Origin of the sequence: Sphingomonas sanguinis (assembly GCF_001476905.1) — a bacterium.
GTDB lineage: Bacteria > Pseudomonadota > Alphaproteobacteria > Sphingomonadales > Sphingomonadaceae > Sphingomonas > Sphingomonas sanguinis_B.
The window spans coordinates 17,825-36,172 of the sequence record NZ_LDTE01000124.1 but is presented as its reverse complement, the minus strand read 5'-3'; the positions used below and the strand labels follow the sequence as shown (position 1 = coordinate 36,172).

Annotated in this window: 17 protein-coding genes; 8 read left to right on the top strand and 9 right to left on the bottom strand. The window is 66.2% G+C overall.

Features of this window, described 5'->3' with window-relative positions; genetic code table 11:
* The first annotated feature begins 30 nt into the window (after positions 1 to 30).
* Complete coding sequence (locus SB4_RS16645; RefSeq protein ID WP_058753470.1) at positions 31 to 699, top strand: GcrA family cell cycle regulator; 669 nt, start codon at positions 31 to 33, stop codon at positions 697 to 699.
* Positions 700 to 903: 204 nt separating this feature from the next.
* On the opposite strand, the gene SB4_RS16640 is transcribed toward SB4_RS16645, so the two are convergent.
* Positions 904 to 1,764 carry an outer membrane protein gene (locus tag SB4_RS16640; protein WP_058753469.1) on the bottom strand — a complete coding sequence of 287 codons (861 nt, stop codon included), beginning with the start codon at positions 1,762 to 1,764 and terminating at the stop codon, positions 904 to 906.
* Positions 1,765 to 1,916: 152 nt separating this feature from the next.
* On the opposite strand from SB4_RS16640, the gene parE reads away from it, so the two are divergent.
* The 5 genes from parE (at position 1,917) to hslO (ending at position 7,805) form a co-directional block, all read left to right on the top strand.
* Positions 1,917 to 3,896, top strand: a complete 1,980-nt coding sequence (gene parE / locus SB4_RS16635; RefSeq protein ID WP_058753468.1) for a DNA topoisomerase IV subunit B — start codon at positions 1,917 to 1,919, stop codon at positions 3,894 to 3,896.
* Positions 3,897 to 3,996: 100 nt separating this feature from the next.
* Positions 3,997 to 4,386, top strand: coding sequence for a hypothetical protein (locus SB4_RS16630; RefSeq protein ID WP_058753467.1), 390 nt, complete (start codon positions 3,997 to 3,999; stop codon positions 4,384 to 4,386).
* Positions 4,387 to 4,606: 220 nt separating this feature from the next.
* Positions 4,607 to 5,797, top strand: a complete 1,191-nt coding sequence (locus SB4_RS16625; protein WP_058753466.1) for an aspartate aminotransferase family protein — start codon at positions 4,607 to 4,609, stop codon at positions 5,795 to 5,797.
* 51 nt (positions 5,798 to 5,848) lie between these two features.
* The gene (gene argF / locus SB4_RS16620; RefSeq protein WP_058753465.1) at positions 5,849 to 6,772 is read left to right on the top strand and encodes an ornithine carbamoyltransferase; all 924 of its coding nucleotides are present in this window, start codon (positions 5,849 to 5,851) and stop codon (positions 6,770 to 6,772) included.
* 118 nt (positions 6,773 to 6,890) lie between these two features.
* Positions 6,891 to 7,805, top strand: coding sequence for an Hsp33 family molecular chaperone HslO (hslO, locus tag SB4_RS16615; RefSeq protein ID WP_058753464.1), 915 nt, complete (start codon positions 6,891 to 6,893; stop codon positions 7,803 to 7,805).
* Between the two features lie 42 nt (positions 7,806 to 7,847).
* Here hslO and SB4_RS16610 read toward each other — a convergent pair whose 3' ends face one another.
* The 4 genes from SB4_RS16610 to SB4_RS16595 form a co-directional block, all read right to left on the bottom strand.
* Positions 7,848 to 8,210: a TM2 domain-containing protein gene (locus SB4_RS16610; protein ID WP_241488664.1), complete on the bottom strand. Its 363-nt coding sequence runs from the start codon at positions 8,208 to 8,210 to the stop codon at positions 7,848 to 7,850.
* Between the two features lie 224 nt (positions 8,211 to 8,434).
* The gene (locus tag SB4_RS16605; RefSeq protein WP_058753463.1) at positions 8,435 to 9,214 is read right to left on the bottom strand and encodes a LysR family transcriptional regulator; all 780 of its coding nucleotides are present in this window, start codon (positions 9,212 to 9,214) and stop codon (positions 8,435 to 8,437) included.
* Positions 9,211 to 9,609: a Co2+/Mg2+ efflux protein ApaG gene (gene apaG / locus SB4_RS16600; RefSeq protein ID WP_058753462.1), complete on the bottom strand. Its 399-nt coding sequence runs from the start codon at positions 9,607 to 9,609 to the stop codon at positions 9,211 to 9,213. The genes SB4_RS16605 and apaG overlap by 4 nt, the downstream gene beginning before the upstream one ends.
* Complete coding sequence (locus SB4_RS16595; RefSeq protein WP_058753461.1) at positions 9,606 to 10,814, bottom strand: trans-sulfuration enzyme family protein; 1,209 nt, start codon at positions 10,812 to 10,814, stop codon at positions 9,606 to 9,608. Before SB4_RS16595 ends, apaG begins: the two co-directional genes overlap by 4 nt.
* Before the next feature lie 129 nt (positions 10,815 to 10,943).
* Between SB4_RS16595 and SB4_RS16590 the strand changes: the two genes are divergently transcribed.
* Positions 10,944 to 11,255 (top strand): hypothetical protein, encoded by a 312-nt coding sequence (locus SB4_RS16590; protein WP_241488663.1) that lies wholly within the window; start codon positions 10,944 to 10,946, stop codon positions 11,253 to 11,255.
* A gap of 127 nt (positions 11,256 to 11,382) precedes the next feature.
* Here SB4_RS16590 and SB4_RS16585 read toward each other — a convergent pair whose 3' ends face one another.
* On the bottom strand, positions 11,383 to 13,221 hold the full coding sequence (locus tag SB4_RS16585; protein WP_058753460.1) for a glycoside hydrolase family 35 protein: 1,839 nt from the start codon (positions 13,219 to 13,221) through the stop codon (positions 11,383 to 11,385).
* Positions 13,222 to 13,387: 166 nt separating this feature from the next.
* Positions 13,388 to 14,740: a methyl-accepting chemotaxis protein gene (locus tag SB4_RS16580; RefSeq protein ID WP_241488662.1), complete on the bottom strand. Its 1,353-nt coding sequence runs from the start codon at positions 14,738 to 14,740 to the stop codon at positions 13,388 to 13,390.
* Between the two features lie 160 nt (positions 14,741 to 14,900).
* Here SB4_RS16580 and SB4_RS16575 point away from each other — a divergent pair, with 160 nt between their 5' ends.
* Positions 14,901 to 16,145, top strand: a complete 1,245-nt coding sequence (locus tag SB4_RS16575; protein ID WP_058753459.1) for a phospholipid carrier-dependent glycosyltransferase — start codon at positions 14,901 to 14,903, stop codon at positions 16,143 to 16,145.
* Positions 16,146 to 16,148: 3 nt separating this feature from the next.
* Here the strand turns inward: SB4_RS16575 and SB4_RS16570 are convergent, their stop codons facing one another.
* Positions 16,149 to 17,249 carry a glycosyltransferase family 2 protein gene (locus SB4_RS16570; RefSeq protein WP_058753458.1) on the bottom strand — a complete coding sequence of 367 codons (1,101 nt, stop codon included), beginning with the start codon at positions 17,247 to 17,249 and terminating at the stop codon, positions 16,149 to 16,151.
* Between the two features lie 5 nt (positions 17,250 to 17,254).
* Positions 17,255 to 18,298, bottom strand: a complete 1,044-nt coding sequence (gene leuB, locus SB4_RS16565) for a 3-isopropylmalate dehydrogenase (protein ID WP_058753457.1) — start codon at positions 18,296 to 18,298, stop codon at positions 17,255 to 17,257.
* Between the last annotated feature and the right edge of the window lie 50 nt (positions 18,299 to 18,348).

The window sequence follows — 18,348 nt, the reverse complement described above, 5'->3', positions numbered from 1 at the left end:
TTGCGATGATGAAGTGAGGAAAGGTTTCGAATGTCGTGGACCGATGAGCGGATCGATACGCTCAGGACGATGTGGGAAGCGGGTCAGACCGCCAGCCAGATCGCCGAAGCTCTGGGCGGGGTCAGCCGCAACGCGGTGATCGGCAAGGCGCACCGCCTGGGCCTGCAGGCGCGTCCGTCGCCGGTGAAGGCCAATGAGCCCGCCGCAGCGCCCGCGGCCGAACCGGTCGTAGCCGCACCTCCACCTCCACCTCCGCCGCCCCCTCCCGCGCCGGAACCCGAGCCTGAGCCATCGCCCTTCGTGGCCGAGGACGAGCCGGACAGCGAAATCGAAGCCGAACCCGCCAAGCCGCGCGAGCCGCAACCGATCCTGCGGTCGGTCGGCCCCGGCGGCTTCGTACGCCAGTCGCCCGGCGAGCAGCAGCCCCCGCCCTCGCCTGCCCCGCCGCGCCGTCTGGTCCCGGCCAAGCCCAGCCCCGAAATGGCGGGCAAGACCTCGCTGCTCGACCTGAACGACCGCATCTGCAAATGGCCGATCGGCCATCCGGGCGAGCCGGACTTCCACTTCTGCGGCGACAAGGTGAATCCGGGCTTCCCCTACTGCGTCGCGCATTGCGGCCATGCCTATCAGGCACAGCTGCCCCGCCGCGACCGCCGTCCGCCGCCGCCCTTGCCCTTTGGCGGCCCGCGCGTCCGCTGAGTTTGGGTCGAATAGGAAAAGCCCGCCGGTTTCGCGACCGGCGGGCTTTTTCTTTTCCTGTTTCCCGGCGAAGGCTGGGGAACAGTGGCTACAGGATCGATCCGCGGCACCCTAAGCAAGTCGCTTAGGGCAAAAGTGCTTGCTTCCGGGGACGTCCCTCACCTCCTGTAAAAAGGGCGGCTCCACCAGGAAACGCCCCTTTCATCAGAACCGGAACGCTGCCGTGGCGCGAAGGCTGTGCCAGCGGAACTTGTCATCCGACCGGCGGATATCCGTACCCGTCGTATTCGGGGCCAGCACGAACGGGTTGTTCCCCAGTGCCGAACCCTGCGTCACCCGGACGCGCGTGTCGTCGTCGCGATACTGGTGGTACATATATTCCATGCCGATCGAGAAGTTGCGCCCGATCTTCTGTTCGATACCACCGCCGCCGAGGAAGCCGAACTGGTTGCGCTTGCCGCTGATCGCAAAGGCGTTCGATCCGTTCGAGGTCGCGAACTCACGGTTGATCCGGGCATAACCGCCGCCGAACGTGCCGTAGAACAGCGTCTTGTTCGCCGCATAGCCCAGGCGTCCGCGCGCCGAGGCTTCCCAGTCGATGCTGCGGGTAAAGGTGTACCAGGCAGGCGTCGTCGAAAAGGCCGAGACGCTGTCGGTGATCTCCGACTTACCGAACTCGCCGACCACGCCGTACACGATGTTGCCCGCCTGATGGTCGAGCCCGACGCGGCCATAATAGGCGATGCCATCCTTGTCGTTGTCGCAACCGGTCGCGGCGTTCTGCGGCGACAGAACGCTACGCGCGCGGCCATTGCAGAAGCCCGGCGAGAAGGCATTGGCCCCGGCCGCGGTCGTCACGACATCGCCGAACCGGCCGTCCAGATTGCGGTCGAACAGGAAGCGCGAGCCGACATCGTTGGGCTGCACGTCATAGCCGAAGCTGCCGCCGATATAGGCCCCCGAAAAGGGTGCGTCGTCCTCACCGGCATAGGCACTGTCCTGCGCCATCACCGGCGTGGCGACCAACGCCGAGGCCATGGCCCCCGCCATCCAGAATTTCATCATGTTCACTCCCGTACCCTTGGCATAAAGGTGACGCGCTAACGGACCGGTGCCGTGAAAATATCCCACATTAGAATTTCGGCAAAGTTTTGTTGCATTTGGGTCACGCGCCACGAAGCTGGCGCAAGCGCGCCGGAAGCCCTATAGTTCCCGTTATGTCCAATGATCTGTTCGCGGGCGGTGCGCGCCCCCAGCCTGCCTATGACGCCTCCTCGATCGAGGTGCTGGAGGGGCTGGAGCCGGTGCGGCGCCGTCCGGGCATGTATATCGGCGGCACCGACGAGCGGGCGCTGCATCATCTGGCGGCCGAAGTGCTCGACAATGCGATGGACGAAGCCGTGGCGGGCCACGCCACCCGGATCGAGGTGAAGCTGGAGCCGGGCAACCGCCTGACCATCGTCGACAATGGGCGTGGCATCCCGGTCGATCCACACCCCAAATTCCCCGACAAGTCGGCGCTGGAGGTCATCCTCTCGACGCTCCACTCGGGCGGCAAGTTCACCGGCAAGGCCTATGCGACCTCGGGCGGTCTGCACGGCGTCGGCATCTCGGTGGTCAACGCGCTGTCGTCGGATACGGTGGTCGAAGTGGCGCGCGAGCGTATCCTCTATCGCCAGCGCTTTGCCCAGGGTGCGACGCTGGGTCCGCTGGAAACCGTGGGAGCCGCCCCCAATCGGCGCGGCACCAGCGTCGCCTTCACACCGGATACCGAGATTTTCGGGCCGGAACTCCACTTCAAGCCCGCGCGGCTGCACAAGCTGGTCCGCTCCAAGGCCTATCTGTTCGCAGGCGTCGAGATACGCTGGCACTGCGCCGCTGAACTCATCACCGACGATACGCCCGCCGATGCGGTGTTCCAATTCCCCGGCGGCCTCGCCGATCATCTGAAGGAGCAGGTCGGCGGCCGCGAATGCGCCACCGCCGAATTCTTCTCCGGCAATCAGGATTTCCCGGGCGAACAGGGCCGCGTCGAATGGGCGGTCGCCTGGCCGCTATGGAGCGACGGCAGCTATAGCTGGTATTGCAACACCATCCCGACCCCCGATGGCGGCACGCACGAACAGGGCCTGCGCCAGGCGCTGGTCCGGGGCCTGCGCGCGTTCGGCGAACTGGTGAACCAGAAAAAGGCCAAGGATATCACCGCCGACGACGTCATGGTCGGCTCCGAACTGATGCTCTCGGTCTTTATCCGCGAGCCGCAATTCCAGAGCCAGACCAAGGACCGGCTCACCAGCCCGGAAGCCGCCGGGCTGGTCGAAAAGGCGGTGCGCGACCATTTCGACCATTATCTCTCGGCGAACATGGATCGCGGCAAGGCGCTGCTCGGCTATGTGCTCGACCGGATGGACGAGCGGCTGCGCCGCAAGGCCGAGCGCGAGGTCAAGCGCAAGACCGCGACGTCGGCCCGCAAGTTGCGCCTGCCCGGCAAGCTGACCGACTGTTCGGCGGACAGCCCCGAGGGCACAGAACTGTTCATCGTCGAGGGCGACTCAGCAGGTGGCTCGGCGAAACAGGCGCGCGACCGCAAGACGCAGGCGATCCTGCCGATCCGCGGCAAGATCCTGAACGTCGCGAGCGCGACCTCGACCAAGATCCTACAGAACCAGGAAATCGCCGACCTGACGCTGGCCATGGGCTGCGGCACCCGCAAGGATTGCGACCCGACCCAGCTGCGCTACGAAAAGATCGTCATCATGACCGACGCCGACGTGGACGGAGCGCATATCGCCACACTGCTGATGACCTTCTTCTTCCAGGAAATGCCCGATCTGGTGCGCCGCGGGCATCTCTACCTCGCCCAGCCGCCGCTCTATCGCCTGACGGTCGGTGCCAAGTCGCTCTACGCCCGCGACGACGCCCACCGCGCCGAGTTGGAGCGCACCGCCTTCAAGGGCAAGAAGGTCGACGTCGCCCGCTTCAAGGGCCTGGGCGAGATGAACCCCGGCCAACTGCGCGAAACGACGATGGACCCGTCGACCCGCAGCCTGATCCGAATCACCCTGCCCCAGGAATATGAGGAACGGGCGGGCGTGAAGGACCTGGTCGACCGGCTGATGGGCAACAACCCGGCCCACCGTTTCGCCTTCATCCAGGAAAATGCGGCACGGCTGGACGAAGAGGTGATCGACGCCTGAGCCGGCCGCCGCTCCTGGCTTGACGGGTGGCGGCGCAATCCGCGATCGGTCGAGTTGTTCGAGAGAGGCACGGATGCGAGCATATACATTGGGACTGGCGTTGGCCCTTGCCGCATGTGGTGGAACGAGCTCTGGGAATGCCGATACGCCCGCTCCTCCTGTCACGAAGACTTCGCCCCCAGTCCTCGCCTCCGCACCGCCGACCGGAAAGCCCGAGCCGCGATCGATCAATGCTGGTCCGGCTATCACCAATACCGTCGCCCCGGACACACTCCCGGCGGATGTCGTCGCCTTCAAGGCGCGACGGGACGAATGCGACCATCTCCGGGGCGAAGACGCGGACGACGAAGCGCGCGCCGCCCAGCTCGAAAAAGACCTGAATCGCACCTGCAAGGACACCGACTCGGCATTGGCCGGATTGCGCCGGCGCTATGCGGCCAATGCCGCCGTGATCGCAGCACTTGCGAACTATGAATCCGATGTGGAGTGACACCGAAAACGATCGTTGCGCAGCTTCAGCGCCCCGGTTGGTAACCGGGCTTCCAATAATCGCGGCAATGTGGCCGTGACTCAGAAACTCCTGAATGCACAAGGACCGGCGGGATGGAGGATCACCCGACCCGCTCCTGTTGACCCGTAGCACTCCCGTCCGGTAAGTATCGGATGGGCGGCCCTTGGTGCCGCCCTTTGCTGTTTGAAGGAGACGTCCCGTGACCATCACCGCCCTGATGCCCGTTTACCCACGGTGCGAGGTGCGTCCGGTCCGAGGCGAGGGCGTCTATCTTTACGGCGAGGACGGTCAGCAATATCTGGACTTCGCCGCCGGGATCGCGGTGAACGCGCTGGGCCATGGCCATCCGAAACTGGTCGAGGCGATCGCCAAGCAGGCCGCGACGCTGATGCATGTGTCGAACCTGTACGGCAGCCCGCAGGGTGAGCATTTCGCGCAGCGGCTGGTCGATTCGACCTTTGCCGACACGGTGTTCTTCACCAATTCGGGTGCCGAAGCCGTCGAGTGCGCGATCAAGACCGCGCGCCGCTATCACTTCGCCAATGGCAATCCGCAGCGCCACACGCTGATCACGTTCAACAACGCGTTCCATGGCCGGACGCTGGGCGCGATCTCGGCGACCAACCAGCCCAAGATGCGTGACGGGTTCGAGCCGCTGCTGCCAGGCTTCGCCTATGCGCCGTTTGACGATCTGGAAGCCGCACTCGCGCTGATCGACGAGAACACCGCCGGTTTCCTGGTCGAACCGATCCAGGGTGAAGGCGGCCTGCGTCCCGCCAGCATGGAATTCCTCCAGGGGCTGCGCAAGGCGTGCGACGAGCATGGCCTGCTTCTGGTGCTGGACGAGGTGCAGTGCGGTTATGGCCGCACCGGCAAGTTCTTCGCGCATGAGCTGTATGGCGTGAAGCCCGACATCATGGCCTCGGCCAAGGGCATTGGCGGCGGCTTCCCGCTGGGCGCGTGCCTGGCGACCGAGGAAGCGGCCAAGGGCATGGTGGCCGGCACGCACGGCTCGACCTATGGCGGCAACCCGCTCGCCATGGCGGCCGGTGAGGCGGTGCTCGACGTGATGCAGGAAGACGGCTTCCTCGACCATGTCGAGGCGATGGGCAAGCGCCTGCGCTCGACGCTGGAGCAGATGATCCCGAACTTCGACCATCTGTTCGAGGAAGTGCGCGGCCATGGCCTGATGCAGGGCCTGAAGATGAAGAGCGACAGCCGCCGTTTCGTCGCGCATTGCCGCGACCATCACGGGCTGCTGCTGGTCGCGGCGGGCGAGAATGTCATCCGCATCCTGCCGCCGCTGACCATCGACGAAAGCCACATCACCGAGTTCGCGACGAAGCTGTCGGACGCCGCGCGCGTCTACGTCCCCGCCGCCGACGATTGATCCCTGCCACCCCGGCGGCGGGGAACCGCCGGGGCGACGGAGTATAGACCCATGACGATCCGCCACTTCCTGAACCTCGCCGACGCCGGTCCCGAGGGTGTGACCGCCATTCTGACCGATGCCCAGGCCCGCAAGGCCGCCCGCGCCGGTTTCACCAAGGGCCGCGTCGATGCCGATGCGCCGCTGGCGGGCCATGTGCTTGCCATGGTTTTCGAGAAGAACTCGACCCGCACCCGCGTCAGCTTCGACATGGCGATCCGCCAGCTCGGCGGCACTTCGATCGTGCTCGACGCCGGGACCATGCAGCTGGGCCGCGGCGAGACGATCGCGGACACCGCACGCATCCTGTCGGGCTACACCGATGCGATCATGATCCGCACCGACGACCATGCCAAGGTCGAGGAAATGGCGCATTATGCCAGTGTGCCGGTCATCAACGGCCTGACCGACCTGTCGCACCCCTGCCAGATCATGGCCGATCTGCTGACCGTAATCGAGGCGGGCAAGACGCTGTCCGGCCTGAAGGTCGCGTGGCTGGGCGACGGCAACAATGTACTGCACTCGATCGTCGAGGCGGGCGGGCTGCTCGGCTTCGACGTGGTCGCCGCCTGCCCCACCGGCTATCATCCCGAGCCGGGTACGCTGGAGCTGGGCCAGGGCCGCGCCACTTGCACGACCGATCCGCGCACGGCGGTCGAGGGTGCGGATATCGTCGTCACCGACACCTGGATCTCGATGGGCCAGGCCCATGCCGAGGAAAAGCTGGCCGCGATGATGCCGTATCAGGTCAATGCCAAGCTGATGGCGTTGGCCAAGCCGGAGGCGAAGTTCCTCCACTGTCTCCCTGCGCATCGCGACGAGGAAGTGACCTCCGACGTGATCGACGGCCCGCAGTCGCTGATCTGGCCCGAGGCGGAAAACCGCCTGCACGCCCAGAAGTCGGTCCTGCGCTGGTGCTTCGGCCAGATTGGTTGATCGGGGCGCGAGCCACCCTATCTATGGAAAGGCCGGCGGGTTCGTCGGCCTTTTCTCTTTCCCCTGCCGCACCGGCACCATATCGCCCGGACGTCCTCCGGTGCGTAAAGGCACGAGCATGACCGACATCACCCTGCCCGACCTCGACCGCGCGATCGCGTTCACCATCCCCGAGCAACATGCGCGTGGACGTCTGGTGCGGCTGGGCCCGGTGCTGGACGAGATTCTGGCCGCCCATGCCTATCCGCCCGCGATCGAGCGGCTGCTGGCCGAAGCGCTGACCCTGACCGCGCTGATGGGTGCGACGTTGAAGGACACCAGCGGCCAGCTGACCATCCAGACGCGCAGCGACAGCGGCGTGATCCGGCTGCTGGTGTGCGATTATCGCGGTGGTGAGCTGCGCGGCTATATCCAGTATGACGAGGACCGGCTGGCCGAGCTGCCCGCCGAGCCGACGCTGTTCGCGCTGTTCGGCCAGGGTTACCTGGCGATCACCTTCGACCTGGCGGTGACCGGCGAGCGCTATCAGGGCATCGTGCCGCTCGACGGCGATACGCTGTCCGCCGCCGCCGAGAGCTATTTCATCCAGTCCGAGCAGATCCCCAGCCTGCTGCGCGTCGGGATCAGCAAGGGCCCGGACGGCCGAACCGTCGCGGGCGGCCTGTTCCTCCAGCACCTGCCCGAGGGCGAGGAAGGCCGCGAGCGGCTGCACGTCAAGCTCGACCATCCCGAATGGGAGCATGTCCAGGCACTGGGCCAGACGATGGAGGCCGAGGAGTTGGCCGACGCCGCGCTGCCGCTGGAGACTTTGGTGTGGCGGCTGTTCAACGAGGAACAGAATGTCCGCGTGTCGGAAAGCCCCGCCATCGTGCGCGGCTGCCGCTGCTCGGCGGAGTATATCGCCAGCGTCATCACCAAATTCTCGGTCGAGGAGCGGCGCGAAATGGCCGATGACGATGGCCTGATCCAAGTGGACTGCGCCTTTTGCGCGAAGAAATTCCCGGTGCCCTTCGACGCGGCACCGGCGGCGTAATGCTTATTCCTCCCCAAGCGATGCTTGGGGAGGGTCGCCCGATCAAATCGTGGCGGGATAGCCGCCGGTCAGGTCGTTCGCGAGGCGCATATTATACTGCCTCGCTATACCCGGCACGAGAAAGAGGTCGACGAACAGCCACAGCCAAGCAAAGCCCAATAGGATCAGGCCGACACCGGCCAGCAACGTCACCCAACCGATGAAGTTCAGCAGCAGCATCGCCACGCCCGAGCCGACACGTCCCAGGTAAAAGCGGTGTGCGCCAAAGCCTCCGAGGAAAATCAGCAGCAGGTAAGCGACGCCCACCGACTTGCGGCTGGCGTCGTACATGAGTTGCGACCGGGCGATTTCGGCTCGATTCAAATCGGACATGGTTTTGCTCTCCCCCCTGTTGGTGACGATCAAAGCGCAATTTCGCCGCCAAGACAAATGGGGAATGAATTATCCCGTCATAGTTCCCCGGCGAAGGCCGGGGCCCAGGTTCGACGCTTTCGAGATGATGCAGGAAAGATGCGTGGGAGGCATTGCAGCCCGTTTGCTTTGCCTTCCACCCGGCGCAATCCGCTCCCTAGCCGTATCGCAACTGGACCCCGGCCTTCGCCGGGGTGATGCGGATGGTTGGGCGGGCCTTACCCCCCCAGCGCCTCGACCAAGGCCTTGACCTTCTGCTGGCGCCATTGCGGCAGCGGGGCGACCAGCCAATATCCCATGCGCGAGGGCACCGCCTCGCCGGTGGCGACCACCCGGCCCTCGGCCAGGTCGCGCTCGGCGAGCAGTTGCGGCACCACGGCGCGGCCCAGGCCCGCCGCGACCGCATCGATGGCGAGGCCGGCATCGGTCACACGAACCAGCGGCGCCCCCTCTTCCGGCGCGCCCGGCCAAGCGATCAGCGGTGCGTCTTCGGGGCCGATCGCGATCATCCCGTCCGACTCGATCGCCTCGCCCTCCAGCCCGCCGGGCCCGTCACCCCAGCGGATGGCGAGGTCCAGATTGGCCTCGGTGAAGTCCAGCCCCTCGTCCGAGGCGATCAGCGAGAAGCGCAGGTCCGGGTCGCTCGCGGCAATGGCGGCGAGGCGCGGCATCAGCCACTTCTCGGTCACGTCGCGCGGCGCGGCGATGGTCAGCGACTTGGACGACTGCCCCGCCTGCATGGCGCGCACGGCATCCTCGAATTGCAAGAAGCCCGCGCGCAGAGGGGCCAAGCCAGCCTCCGCCTCGGGGGTCAGTTCCAACCCGCGCGTCGTGCGGCGGAACAGGACGACGCCTAGCGTATCCTCCAGCGCGCGAATCTGCTGCCCGACCGCCGCCGGGGTCACCGCCAGTTCGTCGGCGGCGCGGGTGAAGCTCAGATGGCGCGCGGCGGCGTCGAGGACGCGCAGGCCGTTGAGCGGGAGATGGGTCCGCTTCACGACGCGACCGCCGGGGCGATCAGCGCGAATGGGGGAATCGCCGCGTCGAAGGTCACGCCATCCGCGCCGATCATGCGATAGCTCCCTTGCATCGCACCGCTGGTCGTCGCCAGCGGACAGCCCGAGACATAGTCGTACGACGCCCCCGGCTGGATGACCGGCTGCTCACCGACCACGCCCTCTCCCTCGACCGAATGGCGCGCGCCGCGTCCATCGGTGATGATCCAGCGGCGGGTGAGCAGTTGCACCGGCTGCTCGCCGTCATTCTCGATACGGACATGATAGGCCCAGAACCAACGCCCGCGCTGCGGCTCGGACTGTTCGGGCAGATAGCTGACCGACACGCGGACCGTCACCGGCCCGGTGGTCAGCGCATGGGGAAAGAGCGCCTTCACAGACCCACGACGCGCAGCGCCTGGTCGAGATCGTCGATCAGGTCGTCGGCATCCTCCAGCCCGACATTCAGGCGCAGCATCCCCTCGCCGATGCCCATCTCGATCCGCTTGTCCTCGGCGACACCGGCATGGGTGGTCGAGGCGGGGTGGGTCATCAGCGAGCGCGAGTCGCCGATATTGTTCGAGATATCAATCAGCTCCAGCGCATCGAGCAGGCCATGCGCCTGTTCGCGGCCGCCATCGAGTTCCAGCGCGAAGATGCTGCCGCCCGCCTTCATCTGACGCATGGCGAGGTCATGCTGCGGATGGCTGGGCAGCGCGGGACACAGGACGCGCGGCACACGGCCCTCCAGGAAGGTCGCGACCTTCAGTGCCGATTCCGACTGGCGATGGATACGCAGGTCGAGCGTTTCCAACCCCTTCAACACCACCCAGGCGTTGAACGCCGACAGGGTCGGCCCGGTGTTGCGGGTGAAGGGCAGCAGCGTGTTGGTGATGAAGTCCTCGGTCCCGCACACCGCACCCGCCAGCACGCGGCCCTGTCCGTCCATCATCTTGGTGGCGGAATAGGCGGTCACGTCCGCGCCGAAATCCATCGGCCGCTGGAGCGCCGGGGTCGCAAAGGCATTGTCGACCACCGTGGTGATGCCGCGCTCGCGCGCGATCGCGCAGATCGCTTCCAGATCGGCCACATCCATGGTCGGGTTGGCGGGCGTCTCGAAGAAGAAGACCTTGGTCTCGGGGCGCACCGCGTCCAGGAAGGCCTGCGGGTCACGGGCATCGACCACGGTCGTGGAAATGCCGAACTTAGGCAGCAGCGTGTCGGTCAGCCAGCGGCACGATCCGAACGCCGCGCGCCCGCCGACCAAATGGTCGCCCGCCTGCAACTGGCAGAGCAGCACCGCCGTCATCGCCGCCATGCCCGACGCCATGGTGCGGCACGCCTCGGCCCCTTCGAGCAGGGCGATGCGCTGTTCCAGCATCTCGACGGTCGGGTTCTGGAGGCGGGAATAGGTCATCCCCTCCTGCTCGCCCGCGAACCGTGCCGCCGCGTCCCCTGCCCGGTCATAGCAATAGCCCGAGGTCAGGAAGAGCGCCTCGGACGTCTCGCCATATTCGGACCGCGCGGTGCCGCCGCGCACGGCCTGCGTCGCGGGACGCCACTTGGTGGTGATCGAACGGTCCTGGCCAGTCTTACGCTTCATGCCCGCTCATTTGCCGGTCCGGGAAGCGGGGTTCAAGGATATTCCGACACGACGCCACATGTGTCGCCGTTGCGATAGCGGAACGAAAATGTGCCCGTCCCGGTTGTTCCTGCTGATCCAACAGGGAGAATGATGATGACGATACGTATCGGCCTTTTGCTGGCCGCCAGCCTCGTGTCGCTGTCGGCGTGCAACAGCAAGGGCACCGACAAGCTGGCCGAGAATGTCGAAAAGGCCGCCGACAACCGCGCCGACGGCATGGAAAGCCAAGCCGACGCGCTGCGGAACGAGGCCAAGCAGCTCGACAAGCAGGCCGAAAAGACCCGCGACTATGCCGAGGATCGCGCCGATGCGATCAAGGCCGCCGACGTCAACGCCGCCGCGATGAGCCCGGAACAGCGCGAGGCGATCGTCGCGAACCAGGCGGCGGCGGTGCGCTGAGGTCGATCCTTCCCGGCACGGGGAGGTGGCAGTCCAGAGGACTAACGGAGGGGTGTCACCTCAGCGGGGACACCCCTCCACCACCGCTTCGCGGCGGTCCCCCTCCCCTTGCAGGGGAGGAATTCGACTACTGCGCCTCGCGGTGGTTCGTCACCTTGCCATAGATCGGCTTGTCCACCGTCCTCAGCGTATCACTCGCATCGCCGGTGAGGTCAAAGAACAACACCCGGTTCGCCCCCGCCTTCAGCCATGGCGCAGGCGTATAGAGCGTGTGGACCGGCCCGATGCTCCAGAAGCGACCGAGATTATGGTCGTTCAGCCACAACTGCCCCTTATGCGCACCCCGCATGTCCAGATAGGTGTCGCCGGGCTTCGCCACCGTCATCGTCGCCTCATAGAAGCAGGGCCCGGTGCACGGTTTCGCGGACAGCTTAAGGGTCGCCAGATTGTCCATCGGCAGGCGGAACATCTGCCAGTCGTTGAGCGGCTGCCCCGCCAGCGTCACCGCGCCGGTCAGGCCGGTCTGCTCGGTACGGATGGCGTGGGAATAGTTCACGCGGCCGGTATTCTCGACCAGGATGTTCAGCGTGGTCGGCTTCGTCCGCGCCGGCAGTTCGACCGTTTCCTGGTCCAGCCGCCGGTCGAGCGTGCCGACCAGCGTCTTGTCCAGATAGACCTGCGCATGGCTGTGCATGCCCTTCAGCGTCAGCGGACCCGCCGCGCCTGCGGGCACGGTGACGCGGTAGAGCACGTACCCGTAATTCTGGTCGAGCTCCTCGAACGTCTTCGGCTGCGCCGCCCGCACCGGCGTCGGCAGATTGTCCCAGAGCGAGGCGCTGCGCCGTACGGCCGATACCGGGAAGGTCGTCGCGACCGTCGGTGCGGGCGTGGGGGCTGCGGGCTTGCCCGTCACCTCGGCGATGGCGGCGGCGATCAGGCCGTATTTGTAGCGCGGATTGCCCGCCTCATCGATCGGCGCGTCATAATCATAGCTGGTGGTGTCGGGGTGATAGTCCTTGCCGGTGTGCGAGTCCGCCCCGTTCATCCAGCCGAAGGTGGTGCCGCCATGCACCATGTAGAGCGAGATCGAATAGCCGCGCTTGAGCATATAGGCCATTTCCTCGGCCTCTTTCCTGCCGTCCGTCTCGTGATGCTCCTCGCCCCATTTGTCGAACCAGCCCGCCCAATATTCGCCGACCATGCGCAGGCCGTCAGGGCGATAGGCCTCCAGCTTGGCGACCGCATTCTCAGCACCACCCGACCCGAAATTCACCACCGACGGAAGATTGGGCAGCGATCCCTTGGCCAAATCGCCCGCCTGGTTCGACGTGAACAGGATGCCGTCGCCCAGCCCGGCCCGCTTGTAGCTCGCCTCCAGTCCGCGCAAATAGGCCTGGTCGTCGCCGAACGCGCCATATTCATTCTCGAGCTGCACCGCGACGATCGGCCCGCCATTCTTCAGCAGCAGCGGCTTCACCTCCTGCGCCAGCCGCATCAGCCAGCGATCGACCGCGGCGGTATATTGCGGGTCGGTCGAGCGCAGGAGGAGCTTGCGATCCTTGAGCAACCAGGACGGATAACCGCCCAGCTCCCATTCGGCGCAGACATAGGGGCCGGGGCGCAGGATGACGTCCAGCCCCTCGGCCTGGGCATCGCGGATGAAGGCGACGATGTCGTTCTGGCCGCTGAAATCATAGACGCCCGGACGCGGTTCATGCGCGTTCCAGAAGGAATAGGTGGTGATGGTGTTCAGCCCCATCGCCTTGGCCTTGCGCAGACGATCGCGCCAATAGGCGCGCGGGATGCGGGTATAGTGCATCTCGCCCGAAATCACCTGATGTGGCTGGCCGTTGCGCAGGAAGCCCTTGCCCTTCACCTCGAAACTGCGGGCCGGTCCGTCATTGGCGACAGGTGCCTGGGCATAGGCGGGCGATAGGGCGGTGGCCGCCAGAATCGCCAAGATCATCGGTCGGGACCATCGCGTCACGTCACTCTCCCACTTATCCTCTCAGATGACGCGGGCGATTCCCTATGATTGGGAATGCCCGCGCCACGTCACCGCCATGGGTGCCATGCCGGACAGGGGTTCGTCAAATTGTCTGACGAATAGAGGAGCGTGCGTGGGCCGCCGGTCAGGCAGCGCGGGACAGCGACCGAGGCATCGCCATGGGGGCGGGGTGCGTCGCCAGCCGGAAACGCCCGACCTGATCGCTCATCGCGCTGGCCTCGCCGACCAGTTCGCGCGCGGCGGCGGTCGCTTCCTCGACCATCGCGGCATTTTGCTGGGTCACCGCATCCAGGTCGCCGATGGCGATGGTGATCTGCGACGCGCTGCTCGCCTGTTGCTGCGATGCGCCCGCGATGTCGCCGATCAGGGCTGCCATCTCGCTGACCTGCGCGGCGATACGCTGCAGGGTCGCACCGGCCGCGTCGACCTGCTGCACACCGGCGCGAATCTGCGTATCGGACGCACCGATCCGCCCCTTCACATCCTTGGCCGCATCGGCCGAGCGCTGGGCGAGCGCGCGCACCTCGCTCGCGACGACCGCAAAGCCCTTGCCCGCATCGCCCGCGCGCGCCGCCTCGACCCCAGCGTTCAGCGCCAGCAAATTGGTCTGGAACGCGATGCCGTCGATCACGCCGATGATCTCCGAAATCTCGCTGGAGGTGCGCTCGATCCCGCTCATCGCGTCGATCGCCCGTTGGACGACCATGCCGCTTTCGGCCGCATTGCTCTGCGCGGAGGCGGCGACCTCGGCCGCCTTGGAGCCGAACTGCGCGGTTTCCTGGATCGCCTCGGTCACCTGGCGCATCGCGGCGGCGGTTTCCTCCAGCGAGGCGGCCTGATGCTCGGTCCGGCGCGACAGATCGCCCGCCGCCTTGCCGATCTCCAGCGCCGCGCTGTGAACCCGCCGCGCGGACTCGTCGACCTTGCTGATCGAGCCGCCCAGCATTTCGGCCGTTTCATTGAAGTGCAGACGAAGCGGCTCGTAATCATCACGAAAGGGTTTGACGATGCGGTGCGACAGGTCGCCATTGGCGAGGCGCGACAGCCCGTCGCCCAGCTGGCCGACCATCGCCATCGTTTCACCCATTTCCTGGCACAGGACCAGCACGTCCTGCGGGGTCAGGACATTCGCGGGGATCAGCGTAACGAGCAGGCGCACGATGGTGCCCCGGCTGTCGGTGTTCAGCCACTCGAATCGCGCGAAGCCCTCCTTCAGCGCCTGTCCGACACGTTCGGCCACATGCTCTTCGGTGGGACGCCCATCCGCCTGGCAGGGGGCCGAAAAGGTCACGGGCGATTTGCCAAGAATTTCGGAAAGCGGCCGGTCATAGACCCGCGCCGAGGCGGGGTTCGCCGAGACGAACTTGCCCCCCGAGAATAGGAGCATCGCATCGGGAGACAGATCGAACACGGCCCTTGCCATGCGATCATCGACATTCGCTTCCTTCTTGCCCAGCCAACCCATCGTATCGCTCATTCCTTCGCTACGGCCGTGTCGCCCCCGATCGACCGACCCATTCCGCTCTTGGGCAGTCACCATAGCGATCGAATCTAAAGGATCGGTTAGACACTTTGTAAGAACGGTGCCGACCGAAAAAGCGTTTGTGCCCCCTGCACGAGGCCGCCATGACCGCATCATGCGCCGCCTGCTCCTCCCGTTCCACCGTCCGGTCCCGGCCCTGATCGCGCTGCTCGTTTGCGCACAGCTGCTGTTCAGCTGGCGACTGACCACGCCGCACAAGCTGGTCTTCGACGAGGTTCATTATGTGCCCGCCGCGCGCACGCTGTTGGCGCTGGAAGGACCGGTGAATATCGAGCATCCGCTGCTCGGCAAGGCGCTGATCGCGCTGGGCATGATGATCTTCGGCGACGATCCGCTGGGCTGGCGCGCGCTGTCGACGCTGGCGGGTACGGCGGTGGTCGCGGGCGTGTTCGGCATCGTATGGCTGATGACCCGGCGAACCCGTCCCGCCGCGATGGCGGGGGTGCTGACGCTCGTCAATTTCATGGTGCTGATACAGGCCCGGATCGCGATGCTCGACGGCTTCATGGCGGCGTTCGTCGTGCTGGCGGTCGCCGCCATGGGCTGGGCAATGCGCGGCTCGGCAGCGCAAAGCCGGTGGCGGTGGACGCTGGGCGCGGTCCTGCTGGGCCTGGCGGTCGGGACCAAATGGGCGGCGGTGCCTTATCTGGGCTATGCCGCGATCGGCTTCGTGCTGATGAAGCGCGGGGACGCCAGCCGCTGGCCGGGCCTCCATTGGTGGTCGGCCTGGGGGCTGCTCGGCCTGGGGGCGGGACTGGCCTATGCGGCGACCTTCGCGCCCGCCTTTTTCTACACCCATGATCCGATGACGCTGGGCCGGCTCCTGCCCTTCCAGGCCGAGATGTATGCGCGCCAGACTCAGGTCCTGCCCCCGCATACCTATCAGTCCAGCTGGTGGAGCTGGCCGGTGATCGGGCGGCCGATCTGGTATTTCTACGAGGTGGCGGACGGGGCGCAGCGGGGCATCTTCCTGCTCGGCAATCCGGTGGTGATGTGGGGCGGGCTGGTCGCCGTCGCGGCCTGTGCGCTGGGCTGGCTGCGCACACGCGACATCCGACTGGGTTTTGCGGCGGCCTTGTGGATCGGCGGCTTTGCGGTGTGGGCGATCATCCCCAAATCGCTGGGATTCTATTATTACTATTATTTGCCCGCCATCTGGCTGTCGGTCGCGCTGGCGGTGGCGATCGACCGGTGGCGCGGGGTCCTGCGCGATTGGGACGAGGCGTATCTGGTCGCGGCGGTGTGCCTGTTCGTCTATTTCTACCCGATCCTGACCGCAGGCGCGCTGGCCGGGCCCCGATCCTTCCTGCGCTGGGCCTGGTTCACGGATTGGCGGTAGGGTTTAGTAGCGCCCCCACACAAAGCGCGACGACAGCGCGTAATTCCACACCGCGCCGACCAGCACGCCGATCAGGGCCGAGAGCGCCCATTCATTGGCGCGTGCGTCGTGCAGGAAGGCCGCCACGCCGACATTGGCGATCGCCCCCACCGCACAGACCAAGCAAAAGGACACCCAGCCGTCGAGCAACGGCTTGAACCCGGTCAAGCGCCGGTCGCGATAGGTCAGCGCATTGTTCAGGAAGAAGTTGAACGTCATCGCCGCCGCCACCGCGACGATCTGGCTGGCAAGGAAGGTCGCGCCGAGCAGGACGAAGAACAGGCTGAGCACCGCCATGTGCACGCCCACCCCCAGCACCCCGATCGCCGAGAACATGGCGAAGCGCACCGGCACCACCTTACCGAAGCGGCGGTCGTACAGCGCGATCAGATATTCCATCGCGACGACATGATCGAGCTTCGACTCGCCCTCGGTCCGCAGTCGGAACACATAGGGCATTTCGGCGGCACGAAGGGGACGCGGCGAGGCGCTCATGATGTCGAGCAGGATCTTGAAGCCGATCCCCGACAGATGCGGCACCGTCGCGCGCGCGACATGGGTGCGGACCATGAAGAAGCCGCTCATCGGGTCGGACAGGTTCACGTTCAGCACCCGCTGCGACAGCTTCGTGGCAAAGGCCGACTTGGCCACCCGGTCGCGGTCCCAGTCGCCCGTCCCGCCGCCATCGACGAAGCGCGAGCCGACGACGATGTCGAGATCACCTTCCACCTGCAACCGGTCGAGCATCTTGGGCAGCAGCGTCTCATCATGCTGCAAATCGCCGTCGATCACCGCCACCATCGGCGCGGCGGTGGCGCACATCCCCTCGATACAGGCGGAGGACAGGCCGCGCCGTCCTATCCGCTGAATCACCCGGACGCGGGGATCGACTTTGCCCATCTCGCGCGCGGCATCGGCAGTGCCATCGGGGCTGTTATCGTCGACGAAGATCGCCTCCCACCGCCGCCCGGCCAGCGCCTGGTCGAGCTTGGCGATGAGCACGGGCACATTGGCGCGCTCGTTGAAGGTCGGGATGACGACCGCGAGTTCGAGGAGCGCGCTCATGGGCGTCAGAGGCGTTCGAGGATCGCGTCGGCCATGGCGCGGGTCGACAGGCTGCCGCCCAGATCGCCGGTCCGCGCGCCCTCACGGATCGCACCTGCCACCGCCGCGTCGATCCGGTCGGCCGCCTCGGCGTGGCCCAGCGAGTGGCGCAGCATCATCGCCGACGAAAGAATCGCCGCGCACGGATTGGCCTTGCCCTGCCCGGCGATATCGGGGGCCGAGCCATGGATCGGCTCGTACAGCCCCTTGCCCGTCGCTCCCAGCGCGGCGGAGGGCAGCATCCCGATAGACCCGGCGCACATCGACGCCTGATCCGACAGGATATCGCCAAACAGATTCCCGGTCAGGATGACGTCGAACTGGCCGGGATCGCGCACCAGCTGCATCGCGCAATTGTCGACATACATATGGTCGAGCACGACGTCGGGGTAATCCTTCGCCACCTCGATCACCACGTCGCGCCACAGCTGCGAGGTTTCGAGCACATTGGCCTTGTCCACCGACAGCAACCGGCGACGGCGGCGCATCGCGGTCTCGAAGCCGACGCGGGCGATCCGCGCGACCTCTTCCTCGTCATAGCGCATCAGGTCATGACCTTCGCGCAGCCCCGCCTCGGTGGTGCCGCGCCCCTTGGCACCGAAATAGACGTCGCCGGTCAGCTCGCGCACGATCACCATGTCGATGCGCCGCGCAATGTCGGGGCGCAGCGAGCTGGCATCCTCCAGCCCCTCGAACAAACGCGCGGGGCGCAGGTTGGCGAACAGGCCGAACGCCTTGCGCAGGCCCAGGATCGCCTGTTCCGGGCGGTGCGCGCGCTCGAGATTGTCGAAGCGCGGATCGCCGACCGCCCCGAACAGCAGCGCATCGGCGCGGCCCGCCACCTCCAGCGTCTCGGGCGGCAGCGGATGCCCGGCGGCTTCATAGGCCGCCCCGCCCACCTTGGCCTCCTCGAAGGTCAGGCCCAGGTCCAGCGCCTCCAGCACGCGCCGCGCTTCCGCCGTCACTTCCGGGCCGATGCCGTCACCGGCGAGGATCGCGATCAATGCCATGGCTGGCCCCTTATTACCTATGTTCGGAGCGCCCTTTGCCTTAGCGGGCC